Origin of the sequence: Streptococcus oralis Uo5 (genome assembly GCF_000253155.1) — a bacterium.
Taxonomy (GTDB): Bacteria; Bacillota; Bacilli; order Lactobacillales; family Streptococcaceae; genus Streptococcus; species Streptococcus oralis_L.
The window spans coordinates 593,983-612,903 of sequence record NC_015291.1 but is presented as its reverse complement, the minus strand read 5'-3'; the positions used below and the strand labels follow the sequence as shown (position 1 = coordinate 612,903).

Annotated in this window: 18 protein-coding genes; 3 read left to right on the top strand and 15 right to left on the bottom strand. The window is 40.1% G+C overall.

Features of this window, described 5'->3' with window-relative positions; translation table 11 throughout:
• The 8 genes from wecB to SOR_RS03125 all read right to left on the bottom strand — a co-directional run bounded on the left by wecB (position 1) and on the right by SOR_RS03125 (position 6,860).
• Entirely contained in the window at positions 1 to 1,155 is a 1,155-nt protein-coding gene (wecB, locus tag SOR_RS03160) for a non-hydrolyzing UDP-N-acetylglucosamine 2-epimerase (protein ID WP_000734431.1), read from the bottom strand.
• Between the two features lie 434 nt (positions 1,156 to 1,589).
• On the bottom strand, positions 1,590 to 2,099 hold the full coding sequence (locus SOR_RS03155) for a GNAT family N-acetyltransferase (protein ID WP_000450288.1): 510 nt from the start codon (positions 2,097 to 2,099) through the stop codon (positions 1,590 to 1,592).
• 407 nt (positions 2,100 to 2,506) lie between these two features.
• Positions 2,507 to 2,746 (bottom strand): 30S ribosomal protein S18, encoded by a 240-nt coding sequence (gene rpsR / locus SOR_RS03150; RefSeq protein WP_000068664.1) that lies wholly within the window; start codon positions 2,744 to 2,746, stop codon positions 2,507 to 2,509.
• A gap of 31 nt (positions 2,747 to 2,777) precedes the next feature.
• Positions 2,778 to 3,248: a single-stranded DNA-binding protein SsbA gene (gene ssbA / locus SOR_RS03145; RefSeq protein WP_000609596.1), complete on the bottom strand. Its 471-nt coding sequence runs from the start codon at positions 3,246 to 3,248 to the stop codon at positions 2,778 to 2,780.
• 11 nt (positions 3,249 to 3,259) lie between these two features.
• Complete coding sequence (gene rpsF, locus SOR_RS03140) at positions 3,260 to 3,550, bottom strand: 30S ribosomal protein S6 (protein ID WP_001151782.1); 291 nt, start codon at positions 3,548 to 3,550, stop codon at positions 3,260 to 3,262.
• 149 nt (positions 3,551 to 3,699) lie between these two features.
• The gene (gene asnS / locus SOR_RS03135; RefSeq protein WP_000167169.1) at positions 3,700 to 5,043 is read right to left on the bottom strand and encodes an asparagine--tRNA ligase; all 1,344 of its coding nucleotides are present in this window, start codon (positions 5,041 to 5,043) and stop codon (positions 3,700 to 3,702) included.
• Positions 5,044 to 5,195: 152 nt separating this feature from the next.
• The gene (locus SOR_RS03130; protein ID WP_000777460.1) at positions 5,196 to 6,374 is read right to left on the bottom strand and encodes a pyridoxal phosphate-dependent aminotransferase; all 1,179 of its coding nucleotides are present in this window, start codon (positions 6,372 to 6,374) and stop codon (positions 5,196 to 5,198) included.
• Positions 6,375 to 6,383: 9 nt separating this feature from the next.
• Positions 6,384 to 6,860 (bottom strand): cell wall elongation regulator TseB-like domain-containing protein, encoded by a 477-nt coding sequence (locus SOR_RS03125; protein WP_000776850.1) that lies wholly within the window; start codon positions 6,858 to 6,860, stop codon positions 6,384 to 6,386.
• Between the two features lie 118 nt (positions 6,861 to 6,978).
• On the opposite strand from SOR_RS03125, the gene SOR_RS03120 reads away from it, so the two are divergent.
• Positions 6,979 to 7,425, top strand: coding sequence for a MarR family winged helix-turn-helix transcriptional regulator (locus tag SOR_RS03120; RefSeq protein ID WP_000816314.1), 447 nt, complete (start codon positions 6,979 to 6,981; stop codon positions 7,423 to 7,425).
• Positions 7,426 to 7,516: 91 nt separating this feature from the next.
• Entirely contained in the window at positions 7,517 to 8,065 is a 549-nt protein-coding gene (locus tag SOR_RS03115; protein WP_000039638.1) for an NADPH-dependent FMN reductase, read from the top strand.
• 31 nt (positions 8,066 to 8,096) lie between these two features.
• Here the strand turns inward: SOR_RS03115 and yaaA are convergent, their stop codons facing one another.
• The 7 genes from yaaA to SOR_RS03080 all read right to left on the bottom strand — a co-directional run bounded on the left by yaaA (position 8,097) and on the right by SOR_RS03080 (position 17,440).
• Positions 8,097 to 8,825, bottom strand: coding sequence for a peroxide stress protein YaaA (gene yaaA / locus SOR_RS03110; protein WP_000697762.1), 729 nt, complete (start codon positions 8,823 to 8,825; stop codon positions 8,097 to 8,099).
• Positions 8,826 to 8,901: 76 nt separating this feature from the next.
• Entirely contained in the window at positions 8,902 to 10,497 is a 1,596-nt protein-coding gene (locus SOR_RS03105) for a hypothetical protein (RefSeq protein WP_000821461.1), read from the bottom strand.
• An 11-nt stretch (positions 10,498 to 10,508) separates the two neighbouring features.
• Positions 10,509 to 10,919, bottom strand: a complete 411-nt coding sequence (locus tag SOR_RS03100; RefSeq protein ID WP_000412251.1) for a peptide deformylase — start codon at positions 10,917 to 10,919, stop codon at positions 10,509 to 10,511.
• Between the two features lie 103 nt (positions 10,920 to 11,022).
• A complete protein-coding gene (locus SOR_RS03095) occupies positions 11,023 to 13,719 on the bottom strand; it encodes a cation-translocating P-type ATPase (protein WP_000032426.1) in 2,697 nt (898 codons plus the stop codon).
• Positions 13,720 to 13,937: 218 nt separating this feature from the next.
• Positions 13,938 to 14,924: a glycosyltransferase family 2 protein gene (locus tag SOR_RS03090; protein WP_000086438.1), complete on the bottom strand. Its 987-nt coding sequence runs from the start codon at positions 14,922 to 14,924 to the stop codon at positions 13,938 to 13,940.
• Positions 14,917 to 15,948, bottom strand: coding sequence for an acyltransferase family protein (locus SOR_RS03085; RefSeq protein ID WP_000797216.1), 1,032 nt, complete (start codon positions 15,946 to 15,948; stop codon positions 14,917 to 14,919). The genes SOR_RS03090 and SOR_RS03085 overlap by 8 nt, the downstream gene beginning before the upstream one ends.
• Before the next feature lies 1 nt (position 15,949).
• Positions 15,950 to 17,440 carry a hypothetical protein gene (locus SOR_RS03080; protein WP_000248063.1) on the bottom strand — a complete coding sequence of 497 codons (1,491 nt, stop codon included), beginning with the start codon at positions 17,438 to 17,440 and terminating at the stop codon, positions 15,950 to 15,952.
• Positions 17,441 to 17,710: 270 nt separating this feature from the next.
• On the opposite strand from SOR_RS03080, the gene mntE reads away from it, so the two are divergent.
• Positions 17,711 to 18,904, top strand: coding sequence for a CDF family manganese efflux transporter MntE (mntE, locus tag SOR_RS03075; protein ID WP_001076582.1), 1,194 nt, complete (start codon positions 17,711 to 17,713; stop codon positions 18,902 to 18,904).
• Positions 18,905 to 18,921: the final 17 nt, after the last annotated feature.

The following is an 18,921-nucleotide window of genomic DNA, read 5'->3' as shown; positions in this document are numbered from 1 at the left end:
TTATCTTATTCCCCCCCCTTTGAATTCAGATACAGAAGTCGCTGCCCCAAAGTACTGTTGAATGGATTGTACGATTCGTTCAGAAGCTCTGCCATCTCCATAAGGATTTGGTGCATGAGACATTTGTCTATAAAGAGTTTCATCTGTTAAAAGTGCTGCCATCGCTTCTTTCACACATACTGGATCCGTACCAACTAGCTTCAAAGTACCTGCTCTTACTCCTTCTGGACGTTCCGTCGTGTCACGAAGGACAAGGACAGGTTTGCCGAGAGAAGGCGCCTCTTCCTGAACTCCGCCAGAGTCAGTCATGATAAAATAGCTTCTTGAAGCCAAATTATGAAAATCAAGTACATCTAAAGGCTCAATCAAGTGAATACGATCGTGACCGGCTAAGATATCTTTTGCTGCTTCTTGCACGGCGGGGCTAAGGTGAACAGGATAAACAACTTCAATTTCCTGATGAAGATCGACCATCTCACGTAAAGCTGCAAAGACATTTCTCATTGGTTGACCTTGATTCTCACGACGGTGCATGGTCACCAATACAAGTTTCTTATCTGGATCCAATTGATCTAGAACTTCATGATAGTAATCCGATTGAACGGTTAGTTTCAAGGCATCAATGGCTGTATTTCCCGTAATGACAATAGCAGACTCAGGATGATTTTCCTTGAGGAGATTTTCTTTACTCTCACTAGTTGGAGCAAAATAGAGATCCGCAAGGCAGTCAGTCATCTGACGATTCATCTCTTCTGGGAAAGGAGAATACTTATCAAAGGTCCTTAGACCAGCTTCAACGTGGCCGATACGTACCTGATTATAGAAAGCAACTAAACTGGCTGCAAAAGTTGTTGTTGTATCTCCATGAACAAGAATCATATCTGGAAGTTCTTGCTTAACAACTGGATCAAACTTTTCTAAAATTTTTCCAGTAATATCTAAAAGAGATTGATTTTTCCCCATAATATCCAGGTCATAATGTGGCTCGATGCGAAACGTTTCAAGAACTTGGTCCAGCATTTGACGATGCTGGGCTGTCACAACTGTGATTGTCTCAATGCTGTCACTATGTTTTTGCAATTCCAACACTAAAGGGGCCATTTTAATAGCTTCTGGTCGTGTTCCAAAAACAACCATCACTTTCAGTTTCTTCATTATGCTATCCTTCTACTATAATAAAATTTGACACATCAGATTAATCTTTATATCGAATTATTGCGCAAATCAATTAATTTGATTATCTTAATTATTTTACCGTCAATTAATTTATATGTCAAATTTTTTCCAAATTATATTATTGCATTTAATTTAATTTTAACAATTTGTAACCTTTTTGTAATAATTTTATTTACAACCTTTGAAAAGCCTTATTTTAGGAAATTTTAAGACTTTTCAAAAGAATCCGTATTTAAAAAAACTAAACCTTATATGTTTTTTTGATATTTATATTTGTATTGATATTTCAAACAATTATATTTTACCACTTTGAGGAATAAATCAAACAATTTCAAACAAAAAATTCCTTTTTCGAATGAAAAAGGAGGTTACGACTTCTTGCCATTTTAAAGTTAAACCTTATAAGATCTATCTTAAATCAAATCTTTTGACAGATATAAAACAAGGTCACCGATATCTTCACAAGTAGCATCCATAGCCGGTCTGTGATTTTGATACCAGACGCCCGAACCATCTGGAATATAGCCTCGTTTGATGTACAATCTCTGGGCAGGTCCATAGCCTGAGTGCAAACCTACACCCAACGTCACTTTGTCTGAAAAAAGCTTAACTCGATTTTCTGCCTCTTCCATCAAGAGGTTTCCAATACCTTGATTTTGAAAGGGCTCAAAGACATTGAAATCTGATAGTTCTGGATAGATTTCTGCAAAAGGCCCCTGCTTAGCGCAAGGCAAAATTGTAACATAACCCGCTAAAGCACCCCCAACCTCTGCAACTAAGACTTCTCTCTCCCCACATTCTTGTTCAAGAAAATACCTAGCCAAAATTTCTTCTCTACCCGGCCAACCTTGATTGGTAAAACCTTGGGATAGTTCTTTAACATCAGATGTTTGCATTTTTCTAATCAGACATGTTGTTTCCATAAGGTACTCCTTAAAAGCCTTCTTCCACTATTATAGCACGATAATAGAGATTAAAAGAAAAAACCTAGTAAGACAAAAGAATCTTACTAGGTCAAAAGGGACTCCATTCTAACAGAGTCCTGGAAAAGTCTGAAAAAAAGGGCCACTGGACCCAACTCGCTCTCTCATTTCCATGCTCGTGAAAAAAGACCCGTTGGAGTCTTAATTCGCTTTCTTATTTCCGAGCTCATAAAAAAGAGGGCCACTGGACCCAACTCGCTCTCTCATTTCCATGCTCGTGAAAAAAAGACCTGTTGGGGTCTTGACTCGCTTTCTTATTTCCGAGCTCATGAAAAAAAGGGCCACTAGACTCAACTCGCTCCCTCGTTTCAAAGCTCGTGAAAAAAAGACCCTTATGGGTCTTTTTTTTAATCTTCGTTTACGAAAGGCATCAAAGCCATTACGCGAGCGCGTTTGATAGCTGTTGTTACTTTACGTTGGTTTTTAGCTGAAGTTCCTGTTACACGACGAGGAAGGATTTTCCCACGTTCTGAAACGAAACGGCTAAGAAGCTCAGTATCTTTGTAATCAACATATTCAATTTTGTTTGCTGCGATGTAATCAACTTTTTTACGGCGTTTGAATCCGCCACGACGTTGTTGAGCCATGTTTTTTCTCCTTTATAGTATTAATTGTCCATTAGAATGGTAAATCATCATCTGAAATGTCCAATGGATTGGTTGCTCCAAATGGATTTTCAGAACGTGAAAAGTCTGGTACTGGGTTTGCAGGTGCTGATTGACCAGCAGTTGGTGCAGAATAAGCTCCACCTGTATGTCCTTCACGCACTCCACGGCTTTCCAACATTTGGAAATTCTCAGCCACGACTTCTGTTACGTAGACACGTTGTCCTTGCTGATTATCGTAACTACGAGTCTGGATACGGCCTGTTATCCCGATAAGAGAGCCTTTTTTAGCCCAGTTAGCAAGATTTTCAGCCTGTTGACGCCACATAACGACATTGATAAAATCAGCCTCACGTTCGCCATTTTGACTCTTAAATGTACGGTTTACTGCAAGAGTAAAAGTCGCAACTGCTACATTTGATGGGGTATAACGCAACTCAGCGTCACGTGTCATACGCCCTACAAGTACAACATTGTTAATCATAATTTACCTTCTTACGCGTCAAGTTTGACGATCATGTGACGAAGAATGTCAGCGTTGATTTTTGAAAGACGGTCAAACTCTTTAAGAGCTGCGTCATCGTTTGCTTCAACGTTAACGATGTGGTAAAGTCCTTCACGGAAATCTTGGATTTCGTATGCAAGACGACGTTTTTCCCATGATTTTGATTCAACAACAGTTGCACCGTTGTCAGTCAAGATAGAGTCAAAACGTGCTACCAAAGCGTTTTTCGCTTCTTCTTCAATGTTTGGACGAATGATATAAAGAATTTCGTATTTAGCCATTGATATGTTCCTCCTTTTGGTCTAATGACCCCTAGACTTTGCAAGGGGTAAGTGAGGTTTGCTCACAATAAACTATTATACTAGAAAAACTGATAGATAGCAAGATAAAAGTGAAAAAAAGAAGATGAAAATATCTTCTTTTTCCTAGTTTATGGTTTGATACGGTGCAACATACGTGGGAATGGAATAGCTTCACGGATATGTTTTGTACCTGCTGCGAAAGTTACCATACGCTCGATACCGATACCAAATCCACCGTGTGGTACTGTACCGTATTTACGAAGGTCAAGGTAGAATTCATATTCTGTACGATCCATTCCAAGTTCTTCCATTTTAGCGACAAGGGCATCGTAGTCTTCCTCACGCATAGAACCACCGATGATTTCTCCATATCCTTCTGGTGCAAGCAAGTCTGCACAAAGCACGCGCTCTGGATTTCCAGGAACTGGTTTCATGTAGAAGGCCTTGATAGCTGCTGGATAGTTGATAACAAATGTTGGCACACCAAAGTGGTTTGAAATCCATGTTTCGTGTGGTGAACCAAAGTCATCGCCATGCTCAAGATGCTCGTAATCAGCATCTTCATCATTTTCATGCTCTTGCAAAAGGTCAATGGCTTGATCGTAAGTGATGCGTTTAAATGGCTCAGCAATGTAGCGTTTCAAGAGCTCTGTGTCACGTTCCAAGGTTTCCAAGGCTTGAGGCGCACGATCAAGAACACCCTGAAGAAGGGCTTTTACATAAGCTTCTTGCAAGTCAAGGGACTCATCGTGTGTCAAGTATGAGTATTCAGCGTCCATCATCCAGAACTCAGTCAAGTGACGGCGCGTTTTTGATTTTTCAGCACGGAATACTGGACCAAAGTCAAAGACACGACCAAGAGCCATAGCTCCTGCTTCTAGGTAAAGCTGACCTGATTGGCTCAAGTAGGCTGGCGTTCCAAAGTAGTCTGTTTCAAAGAGTTCAGTTGAATCCTCTGCCGCATTTCCTGAAAGAATTGGGCTATCAAATTTCATGAAGCCGTTCTTGTCGAAAAACTCATAAGTCGCATAGATAATCGCGTTACGGATTTGCATAACCGCTACTTGCTTACGAGAGCGGAGCCATAAGTGACGGTTGTCCATCAAGAAGTCTGTTCCGTGTTCTTTTGGTGTGATTGGGTAGTCTTGAGATTCACCGATGACTTCGATGTCTGTAATATCCAACTCATAGCCAAACTTAGAACGTTCGTCTTCTTTGACAATTCCTGTCACATAAACAGAAGTTTCTTGGCTCAAGCGTTTGATGGTGTCAAATTTTTCAAGACCTACCTCTTCACCAAATTTTTCAATAAAGTTTGGTTTAAAGGCTACACCTTGGAAGAAGGCAGTTCCATCACGCAATTGCAAGAAGGCAATTTTTCCTTTTCCTGATTTGTTGGCAACCCAGGCCCCAATGGTCACTTCTTGACCAACGTAGTCTTTTACTTCGATAATTGTTACACGTTTTGTCATAATCTATCTTCCTTTTTTCGTTTAACTTGTCCGAAGACGTCATTACTCATTATTTTACCACAAATAGACTCTGATAGCTAGGTTCTACTGGAGAAAATTCGAGAGAATTTCGTTACAAAAAATCTTCGCTAAAAAGGCGAAGATTCTAAGTTTTATTTTTCCATAAACCGATGCAAACGGTGAATAGCTTCTTTTAAAGTATCCATGTCTGTGGCATAGCTGAGACGAACATTTTCTGGTGCTCCAAATCCAGCTCCTGTAATCAAGGCAAGGCCGACTTCTTCGAGAATAGCCGTTGTAAACTCTGTCACATCGGTATACCCCTTCATCTCCATCGCTTTTTTAACATTCGGGAAGAGATAGAAGGCTCCTTGGGGCTTGACAACTTCAAATCCTGGCACTTTGCACAAGAGTGGATAAATGGTATTCAAACGCTCTTCAAAGGCTTGGCGCATGGTTTCAACAGAGTCTTGCGGTCCAGTCAGGGCTTCAATGGTAGCATATTGCGATACGGCAGTCAAGTTAGAGGTTGTTTGTCCTGTTAGTTTGCTCATAGCAGCGATAATTTCAGGATTTCCCACAGCATAACCTACCCGCCAACCAGTCATGGCATAGGCCTTAGATACACCATTAATCACGATGGTTTGCTTGCGAATGGCTTCTGACAGACTAGAAATTGGAACAAATTCGTTCCCGTTATAAACCAGACGTCCATAAATATCATCTGCTAGGATAAGGACATCATGCGCAACAGCCCAATTTCCGATAGCCATGAGTTCCTCACGAGAGTAAATCATACCAGTCGGATTCGATGGTGAATTGAGAACCAAGACCTTGGTCTTATCTGTTCGGGCTGCTTCTAGCTGCTCTACTGTTACTTTAAAGTGATTGTCTTCCTTAGCCTGGACAAAGACTGGCACACCTTCTGCCATCTTGACCTGGTCTCCATAGCTGACCCAGTATGGTGTAGGAATGATGACCTCATCACCTGGATTGACCACAGCCATAAAGAAGGTGTAGAGAGAGAACTTAGCACCAGTGGCAAAGGTAACCTCGTTAGCCGCTACGGAATACCCGTAGTAGCGTTCAAAATAGGTATTAACCGCAGCCTTTAAGTCTGGCAGACCTGAAGCAACTGTATAAAAGGAAGCTCGTCCATCACGAATCGCTTCTATCGCTGCATCCTGAATGTTTTCAGGAGTATGAAAATCAGGCTGTCCCAAGGTTAAGAAAAGAACATCTTTTCCCTGAGCTTTTAATGCTTTGGCTCTTGCATCACTGGTTAGAGTGACGCTTTCTTCCATCTCTAGTACACGTTTGGATAGTTTCATATGCCCTCCTTATTGGATCACTGCTCCTGTTTCAAAGTCGACCAGATAGTACTGGTTTCCTGACTTAACTTCCCAAATCGGCTTGTCCTGATAACGACCAAAGGTGATCTTATCAATGTCGCTAGCTCCTTTTTCCCTCGAAATCGTCGCTGCCTTGTCTTGAGAAATCCCCTTATCAAGCTGATAAACATAAATCTTGTGGTCATTCTTTTCAATCAGTACGGCAATGGCCTCTTGCTTTTTATTATGTCCCAGAACACTGTAATAGCCCTCTAGACCATTGTAGAAATCAACCTGATCTACCTGTTCCAATTCTGCATACTGCTTGGCTAGTTTTTCTCCCTCAAGTCTAGCATCTTGATAGGGTTTCATGCTGAGTGATATCAGATAAAGGAAGGAAGTCGTCATGACTAGTACTACCAGAGCAATGCCGATTCCATACTGTATAAGTAGCTTGTTTTTTGCTTTTTTCTGTCTTAGTTTCACTCGTCTATTTTACCATCTCTCCTCCTTTATTACAAGTGAAGATAGGAACATTCTAAGATTCTTTTCCTGTAAAATATAAGTTCTTGTTTTTCTCTCTCATTATTGATAAAATAACCTTATGAAACAATATTTGAAAGAGAAAATTTCCGATAATCAACTAGACTTAAAAACAGCTATCATCCTCAATAAAGTCATACGGACTTTTAAACCATATGAAGCTAAGGCTGCTAAAGAACACGGGCTAACACCCACCCAATTTTCCGTTCTGGAAACCCTCTATAGCAAGGGGGAACTACGCATTCAGGATTTGATTGAAAAAATGCTAGCCACTTCTGGAAATATGACTGTTGTCATTCGAAATATGGTTCGAGATGGGTGGATTTCTAGAACTTGTGACCCCAAGGATCGTCGCTCTTTTTTCCTGAAATTAACACCTGCAGGACGCAGAAAAATCGAAGAGGTTCTTCCTGACCATATCGATTCGATCGTAGAAGCACTCAGCATCTTGGAAGATGGTGAAAAGGAAGATTTAATCCGCATTTTAAAAAAATTTAAAAATTTGTGAGCAAAATTATTGCTAATTAGTATCATTTGTTGTAACATAGATGGTAACAAAAGGGTTCGCTCTTTGAATTTTAAACTAAAGGAGACATATCATGTCTAAAAAAGTATTATTTATCGTCGGTTCACTTCGCCAAGGTTCTTTCAACCACCAAATGGCCCTCGAAGCTGAAAAAGCACTTGCTGGAAAAGCGGAAGTTAGCTATCTTGATTACTCAGCTGTTCCTCTCTTCAGCCAAGATTTGGAAGTTCCAACTCATCCAGCTGTAGATGCTGCTCGTGAAGCAGTCCTTGCTGCGGATGCTATCTGGATCTTCTCTCCAGTCTACAACTTCTCTATCCCTGGAACAGTGAAAAACTTGCTTGACTGGCTCTCTCGTGCCATTGATTTGTCTGATACACGTGGTGCTTCTGCCCTCCAAGACAAGTTTGTTACTGTCTCATCTGTAGCCAATGCCGGTCACGAACAACTCTTTGCGATTTATAAAGACCTCTTGCCATTTATCCGTACACAAGTCGTTGGTAACTTTACTGCCGCTCGTGTCAATGACTCTGCTTGGGCAGACGGAAAATTGGTGTTAGAAGAAGCAACTGCTTCATCACTTGAAAAACAAGCTGACGACCTTCTTGCAGCCATCAACTAATCTAGTAAAAACCAGCTCGAATGAGCTGGTTTTATGTTTGTTTCACAAAGACGAGTTCTAAATCACTTGATAAATCAGGTCGGTAATCAAAACCTGCAAAACTGAGCTTGCGAGCTTGTTCAACAGTTTGAACTTGCCCCTCTATCAAGGCGGTCAAAAAGGCACCACGGGCTTTTTTTGAAATGGTTGAGTGGATTTTTAACTGGCCTTCCTTGTCCTCCATAAATTTGAAGGTCACCATCTTTTCTCTAATTTCCTTAGAAAATACGGTTTCAAACTCTGATGATAGGAGGGAGAATATCAAGTCCTCATCCTGAAGTGCCTCATCGTAGGCTGACTTCCAATGACTCTTTAAAGTCTTACCAGCAACTTTTAACTTCATCAAGAAATCCAAACGGTGAGGAGCCATGGGAGATAAGGCAGGGACAACACCGTATAAAGCCGAGGTAATCAGGATATGATTTTCAAGATAGGTTTGTTCAGCCTCGGTTAACCCATCTCGTTTGATGTGGCGATACATGAGACCATCGAAGAGTTTCAAGGCTGGATAATATTTAGCCCTGTGATTTTTTAGAGCTTGAATATGAGCGTACTCTTCTTCTGCTTTCTCGGCAGATACCTTATAAAAAGTCTCTAATTCACTAGCTGAGTAATGCGCAAGTGAGTCAAGGACTGCCTGACTTTCTTCCCTCAAGGGGAGCGCTTCGATACAAGGATGGTCTGTGTTCATTTCTTTTGCTGTTGGGATTAAAATTTTCATATTGTTAGTGTAGCATATTTTTCAATCACGACCAAGAATTTCATCTTAAAAACCTCGGTTCATACCGAGGTTTCTTTTACTTGACTTTAAAGGTCTTAAGATAGTTATCTTTTCCAACTTGACCTTCAAAGGATTGGCCATTTTCAAGGTAAGGAAGATCGTCTGACACTGAGGCCTTGACCTTATAAATCTTGCCATCAACTTTAAAGAAGTAGACGGTATCACCCTTGATAACAGCTGATTTAAGGTCTGAAACCACTCCCTTGATACTTTCCACCGTTTCGTTATCCAGGTCTAGGTCGTTTTTATTGGCATATTTGCTGAGGAGTTCATCTACCGTAGCTGCTACGATGACGTTTTGGTACTCCACTGCATCGACCAATGCATACTCCTTGACCAAGCCTGCATTGTCCTTCAAGCCCATGATGTAGAGCGGTTTGTCGTTAAGATTGACAAGAATAGGGAAGGTAGCCTTATAGTCCTTCTCTTGCACGGCTCCTTCTGCGGAAGCACGGGCAGATTCTTCGGTTGCTGATGCTAGATTGTACTTGGTGATTTCACCAGTGCGCATGTTTTCAAGGATAAATCCTAAATTACTTTCGTCAGCATTTGCTGAAGTCACCCCCGTGTAGAGATAAATGTCATTTCCGATAGAAAGATAGTTATAGCCCTCTGTCGTTTGGGTAACATTTTTCTTAGAAATCAAGGCATTCCAGAAGCCGTCTTTGTACTTGCCGTTGTAGTTGATTTGCTCGATGGTTTCTTCTGCTGGATAGACACGATCCACCCATTCTGGTACTTCATCCAAGCTGTATTCCTTGGTTTCTCCATTGGTGGCGTCTAAGATAATAACAGACGAAGGACGAGGTACTCCTAGACCAAACTGTTTTTGATAAACGGTTGCCACATAGAAAGGATTGCCTTCATCATCCACCTCAAAGGAGGGCGTTTTAAAAATCTTGGTCGGATACTTGATCCGAAGATGACGTTTGACATCACGGTTAAAATACTCGGAGTCCGAATACTTCATCGGTGTTTTTAAATCTACCAATTCCGCATTCCCTGTCACCATATCAACCTTGATATACTCGCCAATTCCCTTGGCTTGATTGTTGAACCATTTGATCGGGTCGGCATACTCCAAAGGAGTTACCCGATAGGGTTTGCCATCAACCGTCAGCTGGGTATAGGTATCTGCCGCTACGTACTGGGAAACCTTATCTGTCAGAGAGCCCAGATAACGGTCTCCAATCTTTTCAGCAGTACTACGATCTAAAATCGGAACCTTACTGGTATCACTCTTAGGAAAATCTTTAAAGTCTTTTTCGATGATAGACACTACATTAGCATAGTTTTTTGCTTGGAAAAAGCTTGATGTCACTAAGCTAACCAGACCAGCAAGGGCAAAGATAAGGCCTGCAGCTAGTAACAATCCTCTACTGAGTTTGGTAAAATGGAGTCCTTCTAGATTGAGCTCGTTGGCAGGCTTGCCATGTCGTACATGAACCGTTTTGATGATATTGGAATCCTTGCGGAAACTAAACAAAATCCCCGTCACCACCAGATGCCCACAGAGAAAGAAGATGAATTCCCAACTAGTCAGATTGAAGGGAGGCAAAAAGATATACCAGGTCGTTGCGATAAAAACAAGTTCAAAAAGTATGCGTTTCATCTGAGTTCCTCCTAAATAATCCGACCTTCCAAATGATCCAGTTCATGTTGACAGATCTGAACTGGAAAACCTGTCAGCGTAATGGTCTGTTCCTGCCACTTACTATCACGATAGGAAACCGTAATCGTTTCAAAACGAGTTGTCGGTCGCACCCCAGTCAAAGACAAACAACCTTCCTCTGTCTCGTAAGGTCCTTCGTAGGAAAGGAGAATGGGGTTAAACATGACTATGGGAACCAAGCCAAGATTAAAGATAATCACGCGCTTCTGCACGCCAATCATATTGGCTGCCAGACCGACACAGGTCTCGCGATTGGCAAGCAGGGTATCCTGCAAATCCTTAGCCAGATAAAGGTCTTCCTGACTTGCAGGTTTCGAAACCTGCGACAAAAATAAGACATCTCGGACAATTTTCTTTTCCATTCTCTTTCACTCCTTGCTACTTTACTTTATTATAGCACAAAAGGGAGCGACTTATAGTCCTTTCCCTCAAATGCAAAAAAGCCATCCGAAGATGACTTTCTTTTTAAATAGCGTTCTTATCAAGACCAAGTTTACGTTGAACAAACTTAACGATTTCTACGATAAGAATCATTGAGAAGCTTCCAGCTAGAACAATGGCCCATTGTGACAAGTCTAGTTTGGTTACGTGGAAGATTCCTTCAAGCGGTTCTACGACGATCGTTGCCATCAAGAGAATGAAGGATACCAAGATAGACCAGTTGAAGGTCTTAGACTTGAATGGTCCAACTGTTAAGATGGATTGGTAAACAGACTTGACATTGTAGGCATGGAAGAGCTGGATCAAACCGAGTGTTGCAAAGGCCATGGTGAGGGCATCTGCGTGAATGGCTTGGTTGTCTCCTACATGGACTGGATAGGTAAGAGCAAGACCATAAACGGTCAAGACCAGTGCTCCTTGGAGTACACCTTGATAGATAATGGAACTCAAGACCCCACCTGAGAAGAAGCTTGACTTACGTCCACGTGGTTTGTGGGTCATAACACCTGGCTCAGCTGGCTCAACACCAAGAGCGATGGCTGGGAAGGTATCGGTTACCAAGTTAATCCACAAGAGATGAACTGGCTGTAAGACATCCCATCCAAAGAGGGTTGCTAGGAAAATGGTCAAAACTTCAGCCGTATTGGCAGAAAGAAGATATTGAATTGTCTTTTGAATGTTTGAGAAGACCTTACGTCCTTCTTCAACTGCGACTATAATGGTCGCAAAGTTATCATCCGCAAGAATCATATCAGAAGCTCCCTTAGAAACCTCTGTACCAGTGATTCCCATACCGATACCGATATCGGCTGTTTTCAGAGCTGGGGCGTCATTAACACCGTCACCTGTCATAGCAACGACCTTACCTTGGTTTTGCCAAGCTTTCACGATACGAACCTTGTGTTCTGGAGATACACGCGCGTAGACAGAGTATTGACCAACGACTTTTTCAAATTCTTCATCAGAAAGTTCGTTAAGCTCAGCACCTGTCAAGACATGGTCTTCTGAGTCATTTTCATCGATGATTCCCAAACGTTTGGCAATGGCTTCTGCTGTGTCTTGATGGTCACCCGTAATCATGATTGGACGGATTCCCGCTTCCTTAGCGACACGAACAGCTTCTGCCGCTTCGGCACGCTCTGGGTCAATCATCCCAATCAAACCAGTAAAGATCAAGTTGTTTTCAAGATCTTCAGAAGTCAAGTTCTCTGGAATGCTATCAATAATCTTATAAGCACCTGCAAGGACACGCAAGGCTTGGTGAGCCATTTCAGAGTTATTTGTGTGAATTAAGTCATTGACTTGATTATCAATCGGAGCAACATCTCCAGCCTTATCACGAGCAACACAACGTTTCAAGAGTTGATCTGGAGCCCCTTTGACTGCTACGAGGAATTTACCATCAGGCAATGGGTGAACTGTTGACATGAGTTTACGATCTGAGTCAAACGGTAACTCAGCTACACGAGGATATTTCTCTAAAAATCCTTTGACATCGTAGCCCTTGTCCAAGGCATACTGGATGAAGGCTGTTTCCGTTGGATCCCCGATCAGGTTTCCTTCAGCATCAATCTTGGTATCGTTGGCCAAGACAACTGAACGAAGTAGTGGCATGTCCAAGCCAAGTTCAATATCATCAGCTGAGTCATGTAAGACTGCGTCATAGAAGACTTTCTCGACTGTCATCTTGTTCATAGTAAGTGTACCAGTCTTATCAGAAGCGATGATTTCAGTTGAACCAAGTGTTTCTACTGCTGGCAACTTACGAACGATAGAGTTTCGTTTAGCCAAAACTTGAGTACCAAGGGCAAGAACGATGGTCACGATAGCAGGAAGTCCTTCTGGGATGGCTGCAACAGCAAGCGCGACAGAGGTCATCAACTCACCAAGTGGATTTTTACCTTGAATGAAGACTCCGACTACAAAAGTAACAAGGGCAATGACCAAAATTGCATAGGTCAAGACCTTAGAAAGGTTGTTCAAGTTTTGTTTGAGTGGTGTATCCGTCTCATCCGCATCTTGGAGCATGCCAGCGATATGCCCCACTTCCGTGTACATACCTGTATTGACAACAACACCAAGACCACGACCATAAGTCACGTTTGAGTTTTGGAAGGCCATATTGACACGGTCACCAATACCAGCATCTGCAGAGAGCTCGACGGTCAAGTCTTTTTCGACTGGAACAGACTCACCTGTCAAAGCAGCTTCTTCGATTTTGAGAGAGTTAGCCTCTAGCAAACGTAGGTCTGCTGGTACGACGTCACCTGCTTCAAGGGCAACGATATCTCCTGGTACCAATTCTTTGGAATCAATCTCTGCCATGTGTCCATCACGAATAACGCGAGCAGCTGGACTAGACATAGACTTGAGGGCCTCGATGGCTTCTTCTGCTTTTCCTTCTTGGTAAACACCAAAAGCAGCATTGATGATAACAACGGCTAGAATAATGATAGCATCTGCAATATCTTCCCCACCAGAAGTTATGACAGACAAGATGGCTGCAGCAACCAAAATAATAATCATCAAATCCTTAAACTGTTCGATAAACTTGACTAGGAGAGATTTTTTCTCACCCTCTTCCAGTTCATTGCGTCCATATTCAGCTAGACGTTTTTGCGCTTCGCTTGACGAAAGCCCTTGCTCAGTTGCTTCAACCGACTTCAAGACCTCTTCAGGACTTTGAGTATAAAACGCTTGGCGTTTTTGTTCTTTTGACATGTGTCTCCTCCTTGACATTGTGTGCAAAACAGACTCTCTTTCTGTCCTATCTTTTCACGACAAACAAAAAGAGACCTGTTAATCATAACAAGTCTCGCTGTTTAAGATAGCGCCGGAAAACATACTTTTCAGTATACAATTCGGAATGACGACACTATCACAGGTTTCTGCCAGCTACTCCCTTGAGTAGTACTATTATATCAAAATTTGAACAATTTTCAAGGGTTTAAATCTGATGAAACACTATCTGTATCAAAAGTACGATCGCTGATAATATACCTAGGACGACGTTTTGTTTCCAGATAAATTTTTCCAACATACTCACCAATTACGCCCAAACTAATCAATTGAACTCCACCAAGTAGGCTAACTATTGCATAGGTGCTTGCCCATCCAGCCACGACTGTACCAGCAAACTTACTCCATACAACCCAAATAATCAACAAAAAACTAAAGAGAGAGGTCAGGACTCCCAGACTTGTAATCAACCTTATCGGTTTGATTGATAAACTTGTAATACCATCCATAGCCAAACCAAGCATTTTAGACAGTGGGTAATGGCTCTCACCAGCAATTCGTTCATGTCGCTTATACGAAACGTAAGAATATTTAAAACCAACTAAAGGCATTAAACCACGAAGAAAAAGATTGACTTCAGTAAATTTATCTAATTCCTTCAAGAATCTTTTAGAAACCAATCGATAGTCAGCATGATTAAAAACGACTTCTGCTCCAAATAGGCGTAGCACTTTATAAAAACCTTCAGCTGTAATTCGTTTAAAAGCAGAGTCCGTATCACGGTTATCACGTACACCGTAGACAATTTCAGAACCGGTTTTATATTCTTCAATCATTTTATCCATACAATTGATATCATCTTGTCCATCGGCATCAATGGTAATGACAATATCAGCAAACTGAATGGCCTCATACATACCTGCAAGGACACTACTTTGATGCCCCCTGTTACGACTTTGTGACACACCAACTACAGAAGGGATGGTTTTAGCATAACTTTCTATCAGTTCCCAAGTCCGATCCTTACTACCATCATTTACATACATAATTTTGCTAAGAGGATGGATTTCTTCTTTCTTTACTAATTGTTCAATTTTTTCAACAAACATTGGATTAGTATGTGGTAAGACTTGCTCTTCGTTATAACATGGAACAACTATATATAAAATTGGCTTGTGTCTACTCATCTCTTTCTCCTAATCTTTTTATCCCAAAAGGAAAGTTAGTTCCTCTAAACATCCTGACTATCAATTCACAGCCCAAAATTGTCAATATGGCTACAAAAACTGTCGTTATATATTGATTAACAAAAATTCCAGTATATTTCGTAGACAATTCTTTAACTAATTTTTCTACTAACACCAGAACTATCGGCGAATGAACTCCATAATAAATCAATGTTTTTTGTCCGATTGATTTCATAATGGAACTCTCTGGAAGTGTTTTAAAAAATATAAGAACACTCCAAATCCCTGAAATAGCTGCCAAGTAAAATAAGAAATGATTTCCAATTTGCTGATAATACAAATCAACAATCTGATAGCCACTTACTCGATAGTTTAGTTTACTACTGTAATTGGTCAGAATAAGTCCAATCGGCAAAAGGTAAATTGAAAAATACTTTTCTAATTGATGTAAATTATTATTAGTCCATACTCCCAGCAAGATGAAAATCAGAGCAACAGGAACTAAATCAATATTCCAAATTAAATAATACTCCCTCTCATATACCTTCTGTCCGAGATAGACTAAAACCAAGAGAGATAGGATTATTATCACCCACTGGCTCAAATTCCATCTTCTCTTTAAAATAAAGTAACTGAAAACATGAGCCAAAAACATCACATTCAAAAACCATAATTGAAAATAAATATGCAAACGATCTGAAATCAGTAACTGTTTTATAAAATGAAGAATATCAAAACTCAGAGCCTGATCAGGGTACATGACAAAAAGTTGAAACAAAAAAACAAAACTATTTAGCAAGAAAAAAGGAATAACTAAACTCTTTACCTTATTTAAACAATAGCCTGAGAAGGTTTCATATTTTCTAACATTCAAAGTAAAACCAGATAAGAAAAAGAACAACGGTATGTGGAATGAATAGAGAAGCAACTTTGCATTATTTGGAACGAAGCTACTATGTCCAATGATAACTAATATAATCGCTAACCCTTTAGACATATCTATGTAACCAATTCGGTTCTTCATACTATCCTCCTGTTCCTAATTTTAATCGATAAACGCTCATATCTGAAGTTACAGATTCAACTTCCTCAAAGTAAACATCCTTCTGATAATGTTCTTTCATGATTTTTTTAACACTATCCATATTCCCTGATGAAGTGGACCAAAAGAAGAGAATATTCTGATTGTTGATTGCAGAAGATAACAGATTTTCAGGTTCTTCAACTCCGTATCTCTTCATTTGTTGATAATAATGAGGAGAAAAAGTTTGCCAATTTCCTAATGTTGTCGTATTTGTCACTAACTGATTGGATCTTAATTTAAAAGTCGATAATGTAGGCTGTGAAGAAACCAAAGTACCATATCCACCGAAAACAATAAGTTTATCCGAATTCCTCTGTACAAGATTTTGGTACTCTGAGACTATTGACGATTGAATATAGGGAAACCAATACAGTTCTTGTCCAAGCTTATTTATCCATACTGCTCCTCCTAGTATTCCCATTATTTGTATGCTAAGGAACACCTTTCTCTTATCAAATAAACTTCTTTTTTCATAAAATGATCGAGCATAGAAAATAAATACTAATAAGAAACATACTATTAGAGGGATATATACGCGCTCTACTACCCTTTGTCTAACAAAGAGAGCTCCAATTAAAAGTAATGGGAAAATCGGTACAAACCATCCGTATAGTTTCTTAGGCTTAAAAATCAAAAACCAACTAATCAGCATTAAAGAGAAGGTTGTCAGAATACTATTCTTAAAAAAATCTGATATCATCCGAGGCAGATTAAACGAGTATTTTTCTGAAAGGGAACGAACAGATTGAATGTTTGTTAAAAGAGCATTGCTTAAGGCTTTTTTTTCAGCAAATAACCAGTAGGTGGAGACATTCAAATCATTTTCACTTACCCCCAAAGCTTCCAATTCATTCGCATGTCTTTGATAATCAATAGCAGGATAATCTCTCAAATTCGTACTTAGGGCATTCCATGTCAAATACTCCTGTACGTCAGCTTTACCTAGTGTATATAGTTTATTGGAAGCAAAAATCAGTAAAATGACGCTAAATAATAAAATAATTTCTTTTCTTTTTTTAGAAGATATCCACTCAAAGAGCAGAAAAGGGAATAACAGTAAAATAAAGCTAGATATAATCTGAGGCCTAATTGATAAACCAATGAATAATAGTGATAGTCCAGAAATGTACCTTTTGTCAAATAGAAAAAAAGTTGCTGCTGTAGCTGATAAATATGCAATAACGGAAAAAGAAAAATATTTAATAAGTATCAATTGGGCTAAAAACACTATTGGAAGCAAAAGATACAGTTTTTTCTTATAAAAAAATGATGTATATACGCTAAAACTAATACAGTAAATACTAACTAAAAAAATAAAATAAATATTCCAGTTTGTAACCATTTGTTGAAGCCAAACCAAACCTGAAGATAATAAAATTCCTATGTAGGGTAATAACATATTTTCCCCAGATAATATGGTTTGGTTTACCATGATATCATCTACAACAGGATATTCAAAACCTCTAAATGATATATAGAGATAAAAAAATAAAATGGCAAAAAACTTAAGCTAAGTAGCCTACTGACCATATTTTTATTTATCATTACAAGCTCTCTTTCGAATAAATATTACCCTTCAATTCTACCACATTTCCTTATAAAAAACTAGCTTACTTCCAACCTTGTGAGCCTATATCGTTTGAATTTTCCCATGAAAACCAGTATAATGAAAACAGAATCTCAGCACTAGAAAGGAAGTCCGATGAACCAATCCATGTCAAATCTCAAGTTGGCGGAACGTGGTGCCATTATCAGCATTTCGACCTACCTCCTCTTATCTGCGGCAAAATTAGCGACTGGCCATCTCCTACATTCTTCCAGTTTGGTAGCGGATGGTTTCAACAACGTATCCGATATTATCGGAAATGTTGCTCTTCTGATTGGCATTCGGATGGCGCGCCAGCCCGCAGATCGTGACCATCGCTTTGGTCACTGGAAAATTGAAGATTTGGCTAGTTTGATTACTTCCATCATCATGTTCTACGTTGGCTTTGATGTTCTTCGGGACACCATTCAAAAAATTCTCAGTCGGGAACAGACTGTTATTGACCCTCTGGGTGCTACTCTAGGAGTCATCTCTGCGGCAGTCATGTTCGCAGTTTATCTCTATAATACTCGCCTCAGTAAGAAATCCAAATCCAAGGCTCTCAAGGCTGCCGCCAAGGACAATCTTTCCGATGCTGTCACCTCGCTTGGGACTTCCATTGCCATCCTAGCCAGCAGTTTCAATTATCCAATCGTGGATAAATTGGTCGCTATCATTATCACTTTCTTTATCTTAAAGACAGCCTATGATATCTTTATCGAGTCTTCCTTCAGTCTTTCAGATGGTTTTGATGACCGTCTGCTAGAGGACTACCAAAAGGCCATCATGGAGATTCCAAAGATTAGTAAGGTCAAGTCCCAAAGAGGACGTACCTACGGTAGCAATATCTACCTTGATATCACGCTGGAGATGAATCCTGATCTATCAGTCTATGAAAGTCACGAAATTGCAGACCAGGTTGAGTCTATGCTAGAAGAACGATTTGGAGTATTTGATACCGATGTCCATATCGAACCTGCTCCTATACCTGAGGACGAGATTTTAGACAATGTCTATAAAAAACTACTCATGCGCGAGCAATTGATTGACCAAGGCAATCAACTCGAAGAACTCCTTGCTGAGGACTTTCACTATATCCGTCAAGATGGAGAGCAGATGGATAAAGAGGCTTTTAAGTCTGAAAAAGAACTTAAAGCTACTATTAAGGATATTCAAATCACTTCCATTAGTCAGAAAACCAAGCTCATTTGCTATGAGCTGGATGGTATCGTCCATACCAGTATCTGGCGTCGCCATGAGACTTGGCAAAATATTTTCCACCAGGAAACTAAAAAAGAAGACAAACAGTGACGTGACCCTATCCAATG